An 18,743-nucleotide genomic window follows, 5' to 3' on the forward strand; every position below is an offset into this window, starting at 1 on the left:
GGGAGGCCTGCTCGATGCGGGACGGCACCGAATCTCGGGTCCGGCAGCCCGAAGCCGTCAGCGGGCGAAAGCTCGAGCAGCGCCAGGGGTTGCCGTGTGCCTCGGCGATCAACCGGTCCCGGACCTTCTCGTCGAACGGGCTGCGGCCCGTCAGCAGAATCCGGGCCTCCCCGTCGCTGAGCCCGCCGACGGCGAGGCCCGGCAGCGCGTCCAGCTCGTTCGGTGGGCAGGGGGTCCGCTCGCCGTTCGGCCGCAGCCGACCCTGACGCCGGCACCGTCACCATCGGCCCGTAACCCGACAAGGGGAGTGAACCGGGCGGGTGCCCGCTACGTCAGAGAATCAATAGATCTTTCGCTAGGAGCCTTTTGTGGCCAGCTCGTCCCTGCTCGACATCTTCTGCCGCCACGGCATGCTGTTTCCGCTGTCCGGCGGGGGCTCGTATTACCACCCCGGGCAGTCGCCGGCCACCGTCGACCTGAAGGCGATGATGCTGGCGGAGCTCACGCCCCGCCCGGCCGGTCGTGGCGTGATCATCGTTCCGGAGGCCGCGCTGGCCAGCGAGACCATGCGGGGGGCGCTGGGCCACACGCTGAGCCTGCTGGACCGGCATGAGCTGGTGCTCATGCCGGTCCTGGGCGAGGATATCGACCCGGCGGCCTGGTCGGGCCTGGTCACGCAGTCCGGCGTGGAGGCGCGGCTGCCGGTGCTGCCCGGCAACCGGATGCCCGCCTCCGCCGTCCCGCTCGGCCCGGACGGCGTGGAGACCGACGGCACCGCGGTGGCGATCGGCTTACTGCCGCCCGCCGGCATCGCCGCCCGCGAGCTGCTCCGGCAGGCCGCCCGGCTCGCCACGGACACCACCAAGACCCCGATCCAGCGGGTACGTGAACTGGCCTTTCAGCCCTCGGCGGCGTACCCGCTGGCGGTGGGCATGGTGCTGACCGGCGCCGCGGACGACCTGGACCCGGCGCGGCTGGCACCGCCGGCCATCGGCGAGGTCTGGGACCGGTTCGGCAGTGGTGCGCCGGCTCCGGACGACCTGGCCGGCGCGCTCTTGTCCGCGCCCGGCTCAGCCGCCCTGATCCGCACCTTCGGTCCGGCCGGTGACCGGCTGACCTGGCTGCTGTCCGACGGCGAGACCATTCGGACTCCGGGACCCGAGCTGAAGCCGGCACCCGCGCACCTGCTGACCCAGGCGGCGGCACCGGGCACGTCCGTCGCCTTCATGCCCGACCCGGTCGGCGACGGCCGGCTGCGCGACGCCGCGCAGCGCCTCGCCCCGTGGGACCGCACCGACCCGGACTGTGTCGACCGGGTCGAGACTCTGCTGCGCGAGCTGGGAATCCCGCTGGCCGGTACGGTGCACGACGGCCTTCGCTCCTGGGATCGGCTGGCCGGTGCGGTGCACGACGGCCTTCGCTCCTGGGATCGGCTGGCCGTGCGCTTCGGCGGCGACTTCTACCCGCCCTCCACCGCAACCCGGCTGACCGACCTGGCGATCGGCGCGGTCACCCCGGTGTGGGCCGTCGAGCGGGCGCACATGGTCCTGGTGTACCGGCACGACGCGACCCACTTCACGATGGTCGAGACGCAGGCGAACGGCGCGGAACGGCTGCAGCCGTTCACGCTCGGTGAGAGCGGCCTGCTCCCTGAGCCGCTGCGCGGCCTGCTCCCTGAGCCGCTGCGCGGCCTGCTCCCTGAGCCGCTGCGCGGCCTGCTCCCTGAGCCGCTGCGCGGCCTGGTCCGGCTGCTCGGTGACCGGAACGGCGGGCTGCTCCAGGCGGACCTGCGCACTCGGTCGATCGCGTCCGGCCCGGCCGCCCCGGAGCCGGACCGGACGGCTGATGCGCTCCTCGACCCCGGCGTGCGCCGCAGGGCACCGGGCATGATGCGGCAGCCGGCGCAGCCCGCGGCCGGCCGGAGCGACTCGGTTCCGCGCGAGGCACTGGTCGGCCTGCAACCGGTCGGTCCACCGCAGGCGTCGAAGGACCGCGCCGTCATCATCGCCGCGGCCGGCCGACCGGACCCGCCGGAGGACGAGGGCCTGCCGTCGGAAGTGGACGTGCACGTGCTGCACGCGGACGGCAGGGTGGAGCGCACGGGGGAGTTCGGCGATCCCGAGGTCTTCGTCCGGGCCGCCGTCGTGGCGGGCGAAGAGCGGTACGTGCCGCTGGCCCCGTCCGGCCGGGCGCCCGCGACCGGGATCCCGTCCGGCGAGCTCACCCGGAGAGGTGTCGAGACCATCGAATTGCGGCCGATCGCGGCCGAGCCCGGAACGGACGGCCGCGACGTGCTCACCGACGCCGTGACCGAGCAGCTCGCACGGACGCTGACCCCCGGCGACGTGGCCTGGGCGGGCTGGACGACGACGGACAGCATCGGCGGCGTCGAGCTCGCCGCGCTGCTTCACACGGACGTGCTGTTCGTGGACATGGCCGCGCTGCTCGGCGACGGCCTGCGGATCGTGCCGGACCAGGACGACGAGACCGGGGTACCGGAAACACTTAGTGACGTTTCGATAACGGTGCGCGCTCGGCGCTCCGGTACGTACCGGCCGGAGTCCGTGTCCACCCGGGACGTGGGCTACGGCGGCCGACTCGAGATCGGCGTGTTGATCGAGGGTCTCGGTGCGCCGCTGCGCGTCGGCCCGATCGGCGTGTGGGAGCGGGTCCTGATGAAGGACCCGCCCGCGTTGCTGACCGGTTCGGACGTGCGGCCGGACGCGGGGGGTGAGACGGTCCGGCTGGACGCCGAGATGTGGTCCGACGGCCGGGCGGTCCTCGGTGGGATCGACCCGGCAGTGCTACAGCGGATCGGCCCAGGCCGTGAGCAGGACGTCCGGCGGGTCGTCCGGGATCGGCTCGCCGAGAACGAGCCGCAGCCGTTGGTCGGGCTCCGGGTCGGTGTGCCGTTCGTTCTGCTCCGGATCGGTGGTCAGTACCGGGCGGTGTCCCGCGGCGACCTCGGTGTCGTGATCGACGGTCGGCGGCAGGTGTTCCGGGGCGCGATCGAGATATTGCTCGACGTGGTCACCGCCATGCGGGTGCTCGTCCCGCGCCCGTCCGTTCCGGCCGACCCGCCCGACTACTCCGAGGCCCGGCCCGCGCCCGTGCCACCGGGCGCCGACCCGGACCGTTGGGTGCGGTTGCAGAACGACGCGTCGATCGGGTTCACTCCGGCTCGGCTGGAGGCGCTGCGACGTGTGCCCGGCCACGAGGACCTCGGTGCGGACGCGCTGACCCGGTGGATCGAGGTGATCGATCAGGTCCCGGACGACATCGCCGGCATCGCGAGCCGGATCGGCTTGGCCGTTCCCGGCCCGTTCCTGATGCTGGCTGCCCGCCTCGGGGTCAAGCCGCGGCCGCTGGCGGTGTTCGGACCGCACCTGCGTGCGCTCGCGGTGACCGGCGGTACGCGTCCGCTCGACCTGCTCGACCGGCTGCGGCCTGCGGGTGTGCGGACCGTGTCGGACATCGTCGGGCTGACCGAGGTAGCCGACCGGCTGGATCTGGACGAGACCGACCTGCCGGCGCTGCTGTCCTTCGCCGCCGAGCAGGTGGCACCGGAGCTGCTGGTCGCGCTGCGCGACGCCGACCTCGCCACCGCGATGGACACGGCGCGGATGCGGATGCGGATGCGTTCCGGGACGGATCTCGGCGCGTCCGTACTCCGGCTGCGCGGCCGGGCGGAACTGACCGCGCTCGCCAGCCATCTGGGGGTGAAACCGGAGCATCTGGCCGGGATCGCGGCTCGGGTGTGGGCGGCCGTGTCCCGGCTCGGCAGCCCGTACGGAGGACCGGAACCGGACGTCTATGAGGAGCGGGTGGGCGAGCGGCGCGAATGGCGCGAGTGGCATGCCGGGCAGCCCGGCCCGTGGCAGGCCTGGCCGACGGCTGCTGCGGAGTCCGATGAGACGGCAATCGGCCGCGAGCGGGCGATTCGGGACGCGCTGGTGCGGCAGTATCAGCGCCGGGCCGAGCGGATCACGGACGAGATCGGCGCGTCGATGCGTACCGACGGGCTGCTCGATCCGATTCCGGCCGGCGCCGGGCGGCCGGGGACGGACCTGACGATGGTCCGCAACGTCGTGGGTGTTATCGGGCGGCTCGGTGCCCCGCCCAGCGCCCTGGCCGCGCTGCTGCCGTCGCGGCACGTGGAGTTCCTGCTGCCCGAGTTCTTCGGCGACGTGCCGCTGGCGCTGGTCGCCGACCACGTGCGGACGCTGGCCGGACCCGTGCCACCGCCGGATGGCTATGGAATCGGTGCCGCGGAACGATCCTCGTGGATCGACCGGCTGGGCGTGACCGAGGAGACGATCGACCGGCTGATGAGCGTGTCGTGGGCAGATCCGCTGAAGATCGTGCTGGCGGCGACCCGGGCCGGTCTGCCGCAGAGTGCCCTGCCCGCGCTGACCGAGCTGACACTGAAGGCCGGCGTCGTCCCTGAGCTGGGCCGAATCGGGCTCCAGCACGGGCTGGACACGATGAAGGTGCTCGAGACCGCGACGCGGACCGCGGGCGGCGTGGACCCCGCACACCTGATGCCGTTCGCAACCCTGATCGCCGACCCGGAGATCCGGCCCGATGAGCTGGCCGCGGCCCTGACGGGGACGGCGGACCGCATCTCGCCCGTGCTCGACGACAAGATGCGGCTGCCCTGGGTGTTCCGCCAGGCGTTCCGGTGGATGCACGGCACGGGCGGCGATTGGTTCGACACCGCGCACCTGATCGAGCTGCTGGTCGACGTCCCGCGCCTGACCCGCGAGCGGTACGTCGACCTGTTCGACGACATGTCGGAGCTGCACGATCTCCTTCAATCGGCGGTCAGAATCGCGCTGCAGTCCTCGCTCGGGTCCGGGCCGCTCCGGCCACTGCTGGAGAAGATCGGAGTCTGGGCATCCAGCCTGTTCAAGACCGGGTTCGTGGATGATCTCGAACCGCTGAGCCGGCCCCTCGAGGTCCCGCCGTCCGAGAGCCCGGCGCTCGGCTACGACCGGGACGGCGAACTGCGCCGCCAGCAGAACTGGCGGCGAGTGTTCGATCCACTTACCACGCTGATCGTCACGCGTCAGGCGTCGGTCCCCCGGGAAGTCACGGCCCGGCTGTACGACGCGGTAACACAGCGCCCCCAGGCGATCGCCGCGTTCGCGGCAGCATACGAGCCACCCGCTTCGGGCCGCAGCCACGCCACCTGGGCCCTGCAGAGCGCAATGATCCGCTGGGACGTGGAGTACGCGGAGGCGCTCGCCGCGAACGCCGCCACGGTACTCCGCGTGGCGCAGGTTCCGGCGGAGGTCGAGAACATGATCACGACCGTGGCGGACCGGCTGGTGGCGCTGGCCTCGGCGTACCGGCTCGCCAAGGCGGAACATCCCGTCAACCGCACCCCGGATCACCTCACCGACGTGGACATCGTCAGCATTCTCGGCAGCGCGCCCCCGGCCGTCGGCCGGGAGGCACTCGACAGTGACGGTGTGGGCCGGCTCGCCGTCGCCTGGTTCCGCTCCAGGTGGTCGGGCAAGCTGCCCCGGATCGCCCTGAAGGAACTCGAGGAAGACCTTCGGGTACGCCCGTGGTTGAACCCTCAGCAGCTCCATGCACTGATGGGGGAGACCGAGCAGTTACCCGACCGGCTGCGCGACCTCGCCATCAAGATCCATCGGCTCCCCGTCGAGCTGCCGCGGCTCGCCCGGTCCGCCGGCGTGTCGCCCAGCTCGTTCGCCGAGCTGGCGGTTGGCTGGGAGATCGACCCGGCGCTTCTGGCGGCCGTGTTCGGGGACGATCCAGCGCCGAAGGACGAGTCGGCCGTCATCGCCATCGTCGAGCGGATCACCGCGGTGGCTGCGCGGGTCGGCGCCAGCCCGGCCGTCCTGCTGGAGAGCCTTGCGCTGTCCGGATATCACTGGCACCAACGGCACGATGCCCCCGACTGGAACGCGCACCGGGTGCTGTCCATGTGGATGGGGGTGACGCTGGCACCGTCCGATCCCACCCCGTCGTCGGCGGTGCTGCAGGGCTGGCGGAGACTGCTCGAAGAGCTGGCAACCCTCTTCGGGCTGGACCGTCACTCGATAGCCGACCTCGCCGCGCAACTGCGGGTGCCTTCGGTCTGGGTGCTGTCGCACAGCGTCCGGATCGGCCGTGTTCCGACCGACCTGCCGGAGATCGCCGACCGTCTGGGCGTGGCTCCCGACGCGCTGTTCGCCTTCACCGCGATGCTGTCCATCGACCCCGCGGTCCTCACCGCCGACGACGAGGTGCTGGCCGCTCTCGCGCGCCGGAGTAATGACAGCCCGTCCCGCTTCAACCCGGTTCGGCGTGCGATCGCGGGAATGTCCGACGGGGCCATCGAGGCCATCCGCCGGCGCACCCGAACGGCCACCTCGAGGACTCCGGATCCGTCCGACCCGGGAACACTGCCGGTGGTGACCGAGTCGCTGTGGCGGATCCTCCGTGCGACCGGTGATGTCCCGGCCGGCCTCAGGAAAATTTTCGCGCACACCAGGGCATCCCCGCGCCTGCTGATCGCGGCGGCGGGACAGCTCGGCCGGTCGCTCGATCTGATCGCACTGGCCGAGCGGTTCATGCCGCTCGGCCAGGACAAGGGATCCGGCGACACCCTGAGCTGGCTGACCGGCGGGTTCGAGGCCTGGGTCACCCGGCTCGGCGAGCACGCGCACCTGACCGAGGCCGAGCTGCTGTGGGCGGACGAGGCGCTCGAGGACGGCCGGCGCGACAGTCTGCGCAGGCTGCAGGCGATGGAGCCGCAGAATGCCCGGATGCTCATGCTCCGGCTCCGTCTGCAACACGGGCGGTTGACCCAGGAGGCGCTGGCCGCACTGGTACGGGACCACCCGCACGACGCGGCGGACATGGTGCGCGATGCAGTCAGCGGCCGGAGCTTCTCGCACCAGGACGTACCGGTGCTGCCCGGACAGCCGGTGGAGCATGGCGTCGACGTGCTGCTGACCGCGCCGAACGGGTTCACGCAGGTGCAGTGGCACGAGTTCACCGAAACGCCGGATATCACGGTCGAAGGGCAGCGCGTCCGCGCGTCCCCTGCCGAGACCGCCGGTGGATGGGAGGCAATCGGCCGGTTACTGCGGATTCTGTATGGCGGGGACGGCCGGATCCGCACGCCCTCCGCCACGATCCGGCTGACGACCCGCTTCGGGGATGAACGGGCGTACGTCCGCCTGGCCCAGCTCTTCTACGGCAGCCTGCCGGTGCTCCGCCGGATGGGTCTGCTGGCCCCGGCGGTCGGCACCGGGGACGAGGAACGAGCCGGGTGGGTGACGGTCCAGGACTTCCTCAACGACCACCAGGTCCGGGGGCACGTCATGGAGGTCACGCCGGACTGGTGGGTCGACTTCCACCTCGACGCGGTGACCCCGGCCCAGCTCCAGGCCGCCGCTGCGATCTTCAGCGCGTTCGTCGCCGAGGCCCGCACTCCCCGCCTGATCACCGATCTCGACACCTGGGCGTTCCCGCAGGCCGATGCGTACATCAACGACTCCGGCCCGCTGCAGCAGCGGCACGAGGAGGATTTCCGGCGGCTGCTTCCGCTGATCTCCGAACCGGTGGCGCGCTTGCAGGCGGCGATCCTGTTCCAGGTCGTCGGCTGGGCGCCGGCACGACCGTACGACACGATGCCGCACGGCACGGCCATGGTGGACGTGCGGCCACCGCCCGGCATCGGACCGCTCCTCGACGGGACCCCCGAATCGGAGCCCTACGTGGTGCCGGAACCCCGACTCGGCGAACCCGTCGCGAGGAGGTCGGCGGACGACCTCACGCAGTGGCTGCGCCAGCGGGTCGCGGACGGGCTGCACCCGGTGCCGCACACCGCCGACCGGCCGGGCCCGACGAGGATGAGGCTGCTGCAGGAGCTGTCCCTCGAGTTCGAGTTGCCGCTCCGCCGGACCGGCAACTCGTGGACCTCGGCACCGCCCACGCGCCGCCTCGAAGCGATCGCGCAGCGGCTCGGGGGGTTCGGTGCGGTGTCCAAGAACGACAAGATCTGGACACTCTACCTGGGCGACCTGAACGAGCTGCCGAACCTCTGGCAGTACCTGGGCACCGTGCTGGACGCATTGGAGCGGTTCGGAGCGACGATTCTCCCCAAGTCGATGTCCGTCGGTGTCCGGGTCACCGGCCAGAGCACCGAGCAGGGCCTGCAGGCGGTCGGCGACGAGTACCGGGACGTGCTCGATCGCCTGACGACCGACCCGGCCGCCGACCGGGTGCGGTCACGGGCGCAGCGTGCGACGAGCCGCGCGGACGATGTGCTCACCTTCTCCGGCCTCGACCCGGTTCTGGACCTGCCGGTGCTCCAGGTACACCTCAAGACGCTGATCGGGCTGGTCGCGCTCGCCGAAGCCCGGTCCGTCCAGCCGAGCGGGGGGATGGACGTCGACCGGCCGTCGCGGGCCGGTGCTCCGCTCGGCGACCGGTGGCGTATGCACGATCTACCGGCCGCGCGGGAGAACCGCTTCCTGGCCGCGATGTTTCCTGACCGGGCTGACCGCTGGCAGGCGCTCGCGCTGTTCATGGTCACGCCGTGGCACCCGGGGGACGACCACGAGGGCCTGCCGTACGGTGTGTCCGTCAACGAGGCGGCGGCGCTGGGCCGGCCGGCGCCGTGGCCGGAGGATCTCACGGAGATCCTGCACCTCGAGCACCCGGCGTTCGCGATGGCCGCGATGAATGACGGACTGCCCGCCGCCGAGTTCACGGCGCTGCTGCCGGCGCGCTTCCTGGACGATTTCGTCGAGCGGGCCCGCGCCGCGCATCTGCTGTCCTACCCCGGGACGAGCCACGAGGAGCTGCGGGAACGCGCTTCGGTGACTCGGGTTGCATGGTCCGATCCGGACCAGAGCCTGTTGCCGTCCCGCTGGTGGACCGACTGGTACGCGGCACTCGGCATGTCCCCGGCACCCGGCGCCACACCGCGGCGCCCACCGGTCGTCGCGTCCGGAGACCGGAACCCGGTCACCTGGATCACCGCGCAGCTCGATGCGGACCTCAGCCTCGACGTGCTACGCGACCTGGAGAATCAGCTGGTCCTCCGTGGTCACGACGAGCCGGCACGGCAGCAGCGTATGGCGGTCCGGCAGCGGATAGCGGCAGCCACCGGTACCCTCGCTCCGCGTGCTGCTCCCGGGGCCGACCTGCGGGCGAGTGAGGTCGCGCAGAGCGAAACGACGGATCTGATGGTGGTGTCCGTGTTCCGCTCGGCCGTCACCCAGGACGCGCTGCCCACGGAGCTGAGGTCCGGCGAGAGTCAGTGGCCCGGCCCGATGATCCAATACGTGATCGACAAGGTCGGGCACGATCGTGCGCGGTTCGAGACCCTCCCCGGGCGTACCGTCGGCGAGCTGGTGGCCCAGGCGCTGCCGATCGGCGCGGTGCTGGCCCTGCACCCGAGCTTCCGGCTCGCCGTGCCTGACCCGGGCATGGACGGCCCGGCCCGGGAACGTCTCGTGCAGAGCGAACGGGTCCGCCTGCGTCGCGAGCTCGCCACCCGCCTGGACACTGCCGATCCGGTCCTGCTCGACCTCCTGCACCGGTCGCTGCAGGAGGAGGACGAGGGGGATGCGGACCCGGTGCTCGGGGCGTTGAAGGCTCACCTGGACGGCCATCCCACCACGCTGCCGACCCGCACCGTCATGTTGACCACGCTGCTGGACGACTACCTGTCGAACGGCAGTATCGCGATGCCCGAACTGCTCACGCTACTGGGCGTGGCGCTCGACACGGACATCGTGGTGTCCGAGGACGGATTCCGGACCGCGTACGGACCGCGCAACGGACGAGCCCTGCACATCGCGCGCGGTGGCGTGCACGACGGTTTCCGCGCACTGCTCCAGCCCGAGGGGGTGCTGTCCGCGGCTGCCAGCATCCCACCGGCCTGGGACGGGACCGCCACCGACTGTGTCGACCGGGCCGAGTCGATCCTCCTGTGGCTGGACGTCGAACTGGTCCAGGCGGTCACTGGAATGATGAACAGCCTGGACCGGCTGGGCGCACGGATGGGCGGGCGGTTCCAGCCGGCGTCCGACGCCAGGCGGCTGCGCCATCTCAAAATCGGCTCGATCACTCCGGTATGGTCGGTAGAACAGGCACATATGGTGCTGGTCTACCGGGTCGACGAGCACAACTTCCGGATGATCGAGACCCAGGCGGAGGGCACGAACCGGCTGCAGCCGTTCACCCTGTCAGCGCTGCCCGCCCAGTTGAGCCAGACGATCCGGCTGCTCGGTGATGACAACGAGGCACTGCTCCAAGCCGACCTGATCGACCACCGGATCAGGGCCAGCGAGCACGGCTCGGCCGCCCCGGCCACGGACCGTACCTTCGGTGCCCTCCTCGACCCCGGCTTCACCGGCGCCAATGCGGCCGGCCCGCGCGGCTCGGCGGCACCGGCTGGCGGCCGTACCCTCGAGGCCGCGATGCGTCTGCCGTCCCAGGGCGGGTGGTCCGCGGGCCTCAGGGCTGATCTCGGCTGGTTGGCGACGGATCTGGCCGAGGCCGGGTGGGTCGTGCGCAGGGGCGCGACGGCGGCCGTGGACGCGGGTGCCCGGACGATCACGGTGGTCGACGGCGCTCCGACGGACCGGCAGATGTTCCTGGACGCCCGGGAGTCGTTGTTCGGCCGGTCCCGGATCTTCGACGCCGGTGACTACCGGACGGCCGATCCGGAGCTGGTCCAGCGGGTACGGGAACACGTCACGAGGAACTACGCGGTGCTGGCCGCCCTGTCGGATCCGGCTGCCGAGAAGAGCCGGCGGAAGGCGGCCAAACAGGCCTGGCTGGCGGTGGTCGACCTGGTGCGGGCCGGAGCAGGACTGCCGGAGTACACCGGGATCGAATGGACCAGCCCGAACACCAGAGAGGAGGGCGGGTTCGACAGCAGAGCATGGCTGATGAAGCTGAACGGCGGCTCATCGGTCGACGAGCTGATGTCGACCATCCTCCACGAGACCGTGCACGCGGAGCAGCGTGCCGCCGCCCTCCAGGCCGTGCACCTCACCCCGGGCGGCACTGACCGGTCGGAATGGCTGCTGACCGAGCCCGGCACCGAGGCGGCTCTGCGCGCCACCGCGGTTCCCGGCGATCGCCGGCACGCGATGGCGTTGTGGGAGGAGGACGAGAACCAGGTCCGCACCCGCGATGGTCAGGGAGAGTATTGGGAGATCACCGGGCTCGATCCGCTCAGGACACCACCGGCCACCGACGCCGCCGCCGGATCCTGGCTGCGCGAGAGGCTGTCGGCCGGGCACCGGAACTGGGCGCGGACGAGCACCGAGCAGGGGGCCTACTACTCGGTGAACCCGATCGAGGCGGCGGCGTTCCTGGTCGAGCGGCGCGTGCAGGCCGCGGGATCGGTCAGGGACTGGCGGGACACCCCGGTCGGCCGGCTGACCGAACCTCCCGGGCATCGGGTGATGTCGCTGGGACCGGCCGGTGTGCTGATCTACCCGGCCGAGATGCAACCGCCGTCCCGGGCGGGACGGCGGGCGTCGGAGGACCAGCCGCTGGTCGTCGTGCACCTGCCGGCGGACGGGCTGTCCACCGATCGGCTCCGCGCGGCCCTGCCCGTCGGCCTGCCTGCCGACGCGCTGGTGGAACTGAGCACCGACCGGCCGATCCCCGCGGCGCTCGCGGTGGAGTTGGCCGGTGCGCTGGGCGACTCACAGGCGTTCGCCGTCGGCAGGCGGACGGTGGATCCCACCGGGGACAGCGCGAACCATTTCACCGGGTACGGCCGTAACCACCGTCGTGCGCTGGGCCGCTGGGTCGACTACTACCGGGTGTCGCGTAACCCGCGGGGTGAGTACCGGCAGGATGCGCATCTGCGGGACGGTGTCCCGAACCTGATCGAGATCGTCGCGGTCGGGGACCGGATCTGGTTCGGTGATCTCGGCACCACACCGGTGATCGCCCCGGGCGATCCGGCGGTCGTCATCGGCACGCCGCACGCCGGCACCCCGTGGTACCTGTGGCAGGCCGCGCAGACCATGGCCGGCCTGTACGCCGCTGCCGCCGGGGAGCAGCTCCCATCGAGCCAGATCCGGGTGCACCGCCCGGAGCCGATTCCCGCCGCACCGCCGGCCGCGCCGACGGAGGAGTCCTTCCACGCGGTCACCGACGAGGACCGGTCTCGGTACACGTGGATGTCCAACGACGCCCTCGACTACGTCGAGATCATCGAGGAGACGGCGCCGGGCAGGGGATTCACCGCGTACCACGTCATGGACGCGCTGATCGACGCCACGGGCGTGCCGCCGGCGGAGCGGGACAGGGTCGCGTCCGGGCTGCGCGACCTCACCCAACGCATCACCGGCGGCAGCGGTGCGGAGAATCGGGCCAGGGTGCTGGCGCTCGGTTGGGTCGCCGCGCTGGCGTACGGCATCACCGGCGTCACCGAGGCCCGGGTGCATACGCTGCATCGGTTGCTCGGAACGGCCCAGCCGGAGCATCTGCTCGTCCTCGGCGGCCGGGACTGGGTGGCAACCCAGGTCGGCGCCGACGATCCTGACGCAGCGGATCTCGGCTCCCAGCTCCTGAGGCACCTCGGTCTCGCCGAACCCGCCCTGGACGCTGTCGTCCGGGCCTTCCCGGTGCTGGCGGTACCCCGGCCGGCCCTCGACACGATTCTGCAGCCCGGCCCGGCCCTGCCGGATGATGTGCTGGTCGTAGCGCGGACGGCCCGGACACGGGTGGCCGGACTGGTGCGGGCCGATCCGGTCGTGGGCCGGGTGTGGGCGGAGGCGATGCGCGACCTCGACCGGCTGACCGACCTGTCCGAGCCGGGGGTACGGTCGCGGCTGGGTGAGGCGATCCGGCAGGTCGCGCGGCTGGTGCCGGACGAGACGCATGCGGCGGCCGAGCCTCTGCTGGCACTGGACGCGGTGTTGCGGACGCGGGTGTTCCCGGGCGCCTGGTGGCCGGCGCCGATGCCGTTCCTGTCGCTCGGTGAGTGGTCGCCCGCGCGGCAGGGGAACATTCTCGGCGCGGTCCGGGCACACGCGGCACGGGCCGGTAGACCGGTGATCGCGGTCGACCTGTCCGGGACGCCGGACGCGACCGTGGCGGTGATCGGGGAGTTGACGGAGGCGGTCCGCTGGTACGACCGGATCGGGCCGGCGCCGCTGGTGGTGGGGGCGCGGTCGACCCGCCAGGGCCGGGAGCTCTTCGACCAGGTGCGTGCGGTGACTCTGGCCGTCGAGCTGGCCGGGTCGCGGGACAGGTGGAGGTTGCGGGACGTGCACGGCGACACCGTCGGTGATCTCACGGATGACCTGACCGCTGCGGTGTTCGACAGGGCCGGATCGTTGTCGCGGGGTGAGCCCGGCTTGCCGGTGGCGCTGGCGGAGTGGCTGCGGACGCGTGATCCGGACCCGGCCGAGGCGTACCACCGGAAGAACTGGCAGCGGCTGCACGAGCCAAGGGTCTTCGCCGCGCTGGATACGCTGATCGCGGCGAGTCCGGATGATGCGCGTCTGGCCGCGTTCCGGGCCGCGCTGGAGATCGGCCGTGGCTATGGCGGTGCGTTGCCGGAGACCGGCCCACGCCCCGCGGCGGTGAGAACCCTGGACGTCGAACCCGTCTGGGCCAAGGATCGGCGGGTGCCGGCCACGTTCGTCTACGACTTCGCGCGGGTGACCGGTGACCGGCTGGCCCGATTCCCGTGGGACGGCCTGCTGTTCCAGATGCTGATAGCCGGAGCGCTGACCGATTCCCAGGTCATGTCGCTGCTGCGGGCCACGGCGGTCACCAGCAAGGACCGGGCGAACGTCGCCATGACGCAGGTGGTCATCGACGTGCTGGCACTTCCGAACGACGAGGACCTGCTGGACGCGGATCCGCTGACCCACCCGCGACTGAGGCCGATCTTCGATCGGATCGCCGAGATCACCCGGGGCGTCGACGGCTCCTACGAGGACTGTTTGGATCCGTCCGACCGGGTGGTCTGGACCGGCCGGCTGACCCCGATCAGGGACGGTCTGCGAACCGGCGACGAGTTCGAGCGGATGCGCGCCGAGCTGATCGACACGGTCACCTACGCGGTGTCGAATTGCTGAGCGAGCCGACGACGACCATGAGCTGTAGTGGCAGCTCATGGTCATCGTGCCCGACCTCCAGGGCACGGCCCGGGACATGATCTACAGCCACCGCACGTACCTGCCGCGGGACGGCCGCACCCAGTGGATCCGCCGCCTCCGGGACGTGCAGAAGCAGATGCCCCAGCACGCCGACGGCCTCAATGATTAGACCCGCGAGAAACGACACCAGAGGTTCGTGAGTTTTGACTCCCCTGACCGGCTCGGCCGGAGATCAATCTCCGCGAGTTTTGACCGCACTCTGGTCCTCTGCCGTGGGCTGTTCAGGGTCGTTGGCGGTTTGCAGGCGGAGCCGGGTGAGCGCGAGCATGTCGATCAGCCAGCCCGGGCCGCCGCTGATGTGGCGGGCGCGGAGGACGGTGTCGAGTTCGCGGTGAACGGCTGGGTCGGCGTGGGCGAAGAAGTCTTCGCAGATGCCGAGGATCGTCGGTAGCAGGTCGTCGTCGAGTTCGCCCGGATCCATCGGGTTCTCCGCAGCAGCGCAGGCGGCGGGTGGTTAGGCCGGGGTCCGGGTGGTCTTGTCGGTGCGGGCGCGAGTTTGGGCGAGACGGTAGGAGTCGGTGCCGGTCTCGATGATGTTGCCGCCGAAGGTGAGCCGGTCGACGATCGCGGCGCAGAGTCGCGGGTCGGTGAAGGTCTTCGTCCAACCCGAAAAGGCCTCGTTGGACGCGATCGCAACGGAGGCCTTTTCCTCGCGCTCGGTCAACACCTGGAAGAGCAGCTCGGCGCCGCGCCGGTCGAGTTCCATATATCCCAGCTCGTCGATGCAGAGCAGGTCGACTCGGCCGTAGCGGGCGATGGTTTTGGCGAGCGTCTTCTCGTCGGCGGCCTCGACGAGTTCGTTGACGAGTTTGGTGGCCAGGACGTAGCGGACGCGGTGGCTTCGGTCAGTCCTCGATGGCGGCTGGTCATGATCCGGTTCCTTCCGCGCGGAGTCGCAGGAGTTGGTCGTAGGCGGTGACTGACGGCAGTGGCCGGGTGTCGGCAGGCAGCTGGGTCAGCCGTCGCTCGGTCAGGGAGATCACGTTGGCCGGCAGGGTGCGCCGGCTGGTCGTCGTGGGCGGGCGGTCGTCGGTCTCGGCGAACTTGCGGGCCTCGAGCGCGACCGCGTCCGAGGTCAGTGCCCCGGCGCGGACGGCGGTGGCCAGCCCGGCGACGACGTGTTCGTGGGGCGTGGGGCGGTGAAGCAGGAGCACCTCGATCAGGGCGCGGGTGCCGGCCGCGTCGCCGTGGGCTTTGCGTGCGGCGGCCCACCAGGCGTCGTGGACCGGGGTGAACTTTCCGGCCGCGCGGGCCTGTTCCAGCGCGGTAGCGCCGGGCAGCGCCCCCGGTTTGCGGACCAGTGCCTCCAGGTAGTGGTCGAGGTCGAGACGCGAGCCGCCCTTGGCCATCAGCCGCTCGTGCCGGGCCACCTGGTCCCGGCCGTCATAGACGACCAGGTGTGAGGCGTGCAGCTCAACACGGACCTTCCGGCCGACCGGCCGGACCGGCACTGAATAGCGGTTCGTGCGGACGGTGACCTGGCTGAATCGGTCGACGCGGGGCGTCAGCCAGATACCAGTCTCGAAATCGTCGTCCGGCAACCGCACCAGCAACGGCTGCTCGACCGCGAAGTCCTCACCGATGGTGCGTTCGCGGGTGCCGATGCGCCGGCCGTCGTCCTGCGTGTCCCACTCGTCAACCATGGCGTTGAGCTGCTCAAACGAGTCGACGTGCGGCACTGGGACAAGGTGATTTCGGCGGAACCAGCCGATATCGCCCTCGACGCCGCCCTTCTCGTGCGCGCCCTCGATGCCGGGCCGGCAATAGAAGACGTCCAGGCCGTAGTGGGAACGGAACGCGGTCCAGCGTTGGGTCTCGATCCGCTGCCGGCTGAAACCGAGGACCTTGGCGACCGCCGCGCGCAGATTGTCGTAGCGGACCTTGCCCGTTGGCACCCGCCGAGGGTTTTCAGGGCGTGGACGTGGCCTTCGAAGAACGCTTCCTGCCCGCCGGAGGCGAAGATTCGGTGGACGGCTTTGCCGGAGAATGACATCCGGAACGAGAACAAGGTGCAGGTCACCTGCTCGCCGCGCAGGTTGATCGCGACTTCCCCGAAATCGACCTCTGCCTCGGCGCCCGGGCGGTGGGTCTGCGGGAAGAACACTTTGACCGGGACGCGGCCGACCTCCGCTCGAATCTTCGGTTTGCGGTCCGCGACGTAGGTGCGCAGGACCTGGTAAGAGACGTTGTCCATGCCGTGCTCGTCAAGGAGCCGGTGGAAGATCCGCCTCACCGTGTGCCGCTGCTTGCGGGGCGCGTCGAGATCGGCCCGCAGGCTCATCGATCACGGGTTTGAACGGATCCAGCTTCGAGCCCCGCGGCGGCATGTCCTTGCGCGGCGGAGGCAACGCCGAGGCCATGGCCGCGCTGACCGTGCGCCGGCCGACCCGGTACTTCTCCTCGATTGCCCGGCCCGACATTCCCGCAGCGAGATCACGGCGGATCGCCGCGAACTTCTCGATTTTCGACATCCGCGGCATCGGCCGGCCTCCGTCTCGGGTCAGCCGATGCTCCCACCACCATCCGTGGTGTTGAAACTCGCGGACATCGAATCCACCCGATCAAGCGTCCACCAACCGTGGTGTCAAAACCGACGGATAAACGCCATGCCAGAGCAGTTCCGACTCAGAAACGGTCAGCTCTGGCAGCGGTCCCGTTCGGTCGGGAGTTGGTCCCGGTGTCTGCTCGGGCCCTGGCCGCGGGTGGTTGCAGTGCATGGACTCGCGGCAGTCTGAGATGTGCCCGGCCGGCTTCTGGCGTCAGCCGGCCGGGCATGGCTCATCCGATCTTGATAACAACCTTGCCCACACTGTGGCCGTTCTCGACAGCAGCGAGGGCGGCCGGAGCGTCGGAAAGCGGATGGACCGCAGTGATCACGGGTGTGAGACCTCCGTCGAGGGCGAGCCGGGCGGCCCGCTCCAGATTCTCCCGGTCGAAACGACGCTCGACGAAACGCCCGCCGATTTCGGTCACCGACATATCATTCACGGCGACGATGTTGCGTGAATCCTTGACCAGAGGAGCGACCGTCCGCAGTGAGGCGCCTCCGACCAGGTCGACGATCCCATCGAAGCCGTCCGGCACCAGCTCGCGTGCCGCAGCGACAACGTCCCCGGCGGTGTAGTCGATGAACTGCACCCCGATGGCCTCGGCGGGCTCGCGCTTGGTGCTGCTCCCCGTGCCGATCACCCGCAGCTCGCGCTCGACGGCCAGCCGGGCAACGAGGAGTCCGACACCGCCCCCGACCCCGTTGACCAAGACCGTAGCGCCGGCCGAGAGGCCGATCTGGTCGAGCGCATCTACTGCGGACGTCCCGGCCACGGGCAGCGTTGCCGCCACGGTTGCGGACAGGCCCACCGGGATGCGAGCAGTGTGCGGGGCCGACAGCACCGTCGTCTCGGCGTAGGTGCCACCACCGGTGAGTGCCATGCCGAAGACCGCGTCGCCCACCTCGAGCCCGTCGACGCCCTCGCCCAGGGCCAGAACGGTTCCCGCTGCCTCCATCCCCAGGACAAGGGGAAACGGACGTCCGCCGTCGGCCCCGGGAAACGGACCCGAGCGCACGACGTAGTCGAGGGGGTTCACGCCGGCCACGTCGACCCGGATCAGCACCTCGCCGCGACCCGGGACAGGATCGGGACGATCGAAAAGCTCCTGCACCTCAGGCCCGCCATAACTGCCGAAACCCCACGCCTGTCCCATCTTCTGCCACCTCCGGTGCGACCGGCCCGGTCGTTCCGGGCGCCGCAGCCATCCTCACCGCTCACACTGATGTGAAGGGCAACCGGCTGAGGTGCGGGTCACAGCGTCAGGCCGACGCCGTCACCGGGACCGAGGCCGTCGGCGGCTCCACCCAATGCTCGCGGTTGATCTTGATCAGCACGTCGAGTGCGTCACGGGTTTCGACCAGGTGGGCGATATCCGCGTTGATCCGATCGCGCTCGCGCGTCATCGCCACAAACGCCGACTGGATGCCGGCAGGGTCACTCGGGGTGTCCACACACGGCAGCACAGACGCGATCACCCGGCTGGACATACCCGCGGCGAACAGTTGCTGGATCAGCAACACCCGCTGGACCTCGGCATCGGAATAGTGACGCTGCCCAGCATCGGAGCGTGCACTGGTCAGCAGGCCCTGCTCCTCGTAGTACCGCAACGAGCGTGGACTCACGCCCGTACGCTTGGACAGCTCGCCGATCCGCATTCCTTCAAGCCTACGCCCGCGTGCTCCAGCGCTCAGGCCACCGGCAGATCACAGATGCAGGGGTGGGACCCAACCCCACGCACATCAACCACGGCGAAACGCTCAATCCCGGGTCGAGAAACGCCCATCCGGGTACTATCGCCACGTTTCCACCCGGTGATCGTAACGGGACACGAGCTTGCCACGCGGCACCAAGACGAGTCGTACCGAGCTCACAAAGCTGTGGTGTCGAAACTCGTGAACATGAAATCCAGCATCGATCTTGCGGTGTCAAAAGTGGTGTTCATCCGGTGTCCGGATGCGCGGAGACAATCAGCCTCAACCAGGTCGCGCTGTACGTCACCACCTGTCCCTGATCGGAAGCCGGGCCC

At 70.7% G+C, this 18,743-nt stretch carries 6 protein-coding genes and 1 pseudogene; 2 read left to right on the plus strand and 5 right to left on the minus strand.

Going from position 1 to position 18,743, the window contains the following annotated elements:
* Positions 1-368: 368 nt before the first annotated feature.
* Together J2S42_RS33415 and J2S42_RS33420 are read left to right on the plus strand one after the other, a co-directional pair.
* Complete coding sequence (locus tag J2S42_RS33415; protein WP_307245670.1) at positions 369-14,087, plus strand: hypothetical protein; 13,719 nt, start codon at positions 369-371, stop codon at positions 14,085-14,087.
* Positions 14,088-14,124: 37 nt separating this feature from the next.
* Positions 14,125-14,277, plus strand: coding sequence for a hypothetical protein (locus tag J2S42_RS33420; RefSeq protein WP_307245671.1), 153 nt, complete (start codon positions 14,125-14,127; stop codon positions 14,275-14,277).
* 63 nt (positions 14,278-14,340) lie between these two features.
* Here J2S42_RS33420 and J2S42_RS33425 read toward each other — a convergent pair whose 3' ends face one another.
* From J2S42_RS33425 to J2S42_RS33445, 5 genes and pseudogenes are all read right to left on the minus strand, one after another.
* Positions 14,341-14,589 carry a hypothetical protein gene (locus J2S42_RS33425; protein WP_307245673.1) on the minus strand — a complete coding sequence of 83 codons (249 nt, stop codon included), beginning with the start codon at positions 14,587-14,589 and terminating at the stop codon, positions 14,341-14,343.
* 33 nt (positions 14,590-14,622) lie between these two features.
* Complete coding sequence (locus tag J2S42_RS33430) at positions 14,623-15,114, minus strand: ATP-binding protein (protein WP_442320110.1); 492 nt, start codon at positions 15,112-15,114, stop codon at positions 14,623-14,625.
* Positions 15,035-16,648, minus strand: a pseudogene (istA, locus tag J2S42_RS33435) (IS21 family transposase). The gene J2S42_RS33430 and the pseudogene istA overlap by 80 nt, the downstream one beginning before the upstream one ends.
* Before the next feature lie 298 nt (positions 16,649-16,946).
* The gene (locus J2S42_RS33440) at positions 16,947-17,870 is read right to left on the minus strand and encodes an NADP-dependent oxidoreductase (protein WP_307245675.1); all 924 of its coding nucleotides are present in this window, start codon (positions 17,868-17,870) and stop codon (positions 16,947-16,949) included.
* 106 nt (positions 17,871-17,976) lie between these two features.
* Positions 17,977-18,372 (minus strand): MerR family transcriptional regulator, encoded by a 396-nt coding sequence (locus J2S42_RS33445; protein WP_307245677.1) that lies wholly within the window; start codon positions 18,370-18,372, stop codon positions 17,977-17,979.
* Between the last annotated feature and the right edge of the window lie 371 nt (positions 18,373-18,743).

The organism is Catenuloplanes indicus (assembly GCF_030813715.1).
GTDB lineage: Bacteria > Actinomycetota > Actinomycetes > Mycobacteriales > Micromonosporaceae > Catenuloplanes > Catenuloplanes indicus.

Coding starts and splice junctions, on each gene's coding strand:
- J2S42_RS33420 (WP_307245671.1), top strand. CDS start 14,125: ATGGTCATCGTGCCCGACCTCCAGGGCACGGCCCGGGACATGATCTAC.
- J2S42_RS33440 (WP_307245675.1), bottom strand. CDS start 17,870: ATGGGACAGGCGTGGGGTTTCGGCAGTTATGGCGGGCCTGAGGTGCAG.
- J2S42_RS33425 (WP_307245673.1), bottom strand. CDS start 14,589: ATGGATCCGGGCGAACTCGACGACGACCTGCTACCGACGATCCTCGGC.
- J2S42_RS33445 (WP_307245677.1), bottom strand. CDS start 18,372: ATGCGGATCGGCGAGCTGTCCAAGCGTACGGGCGTGAGTCCACGCTCG.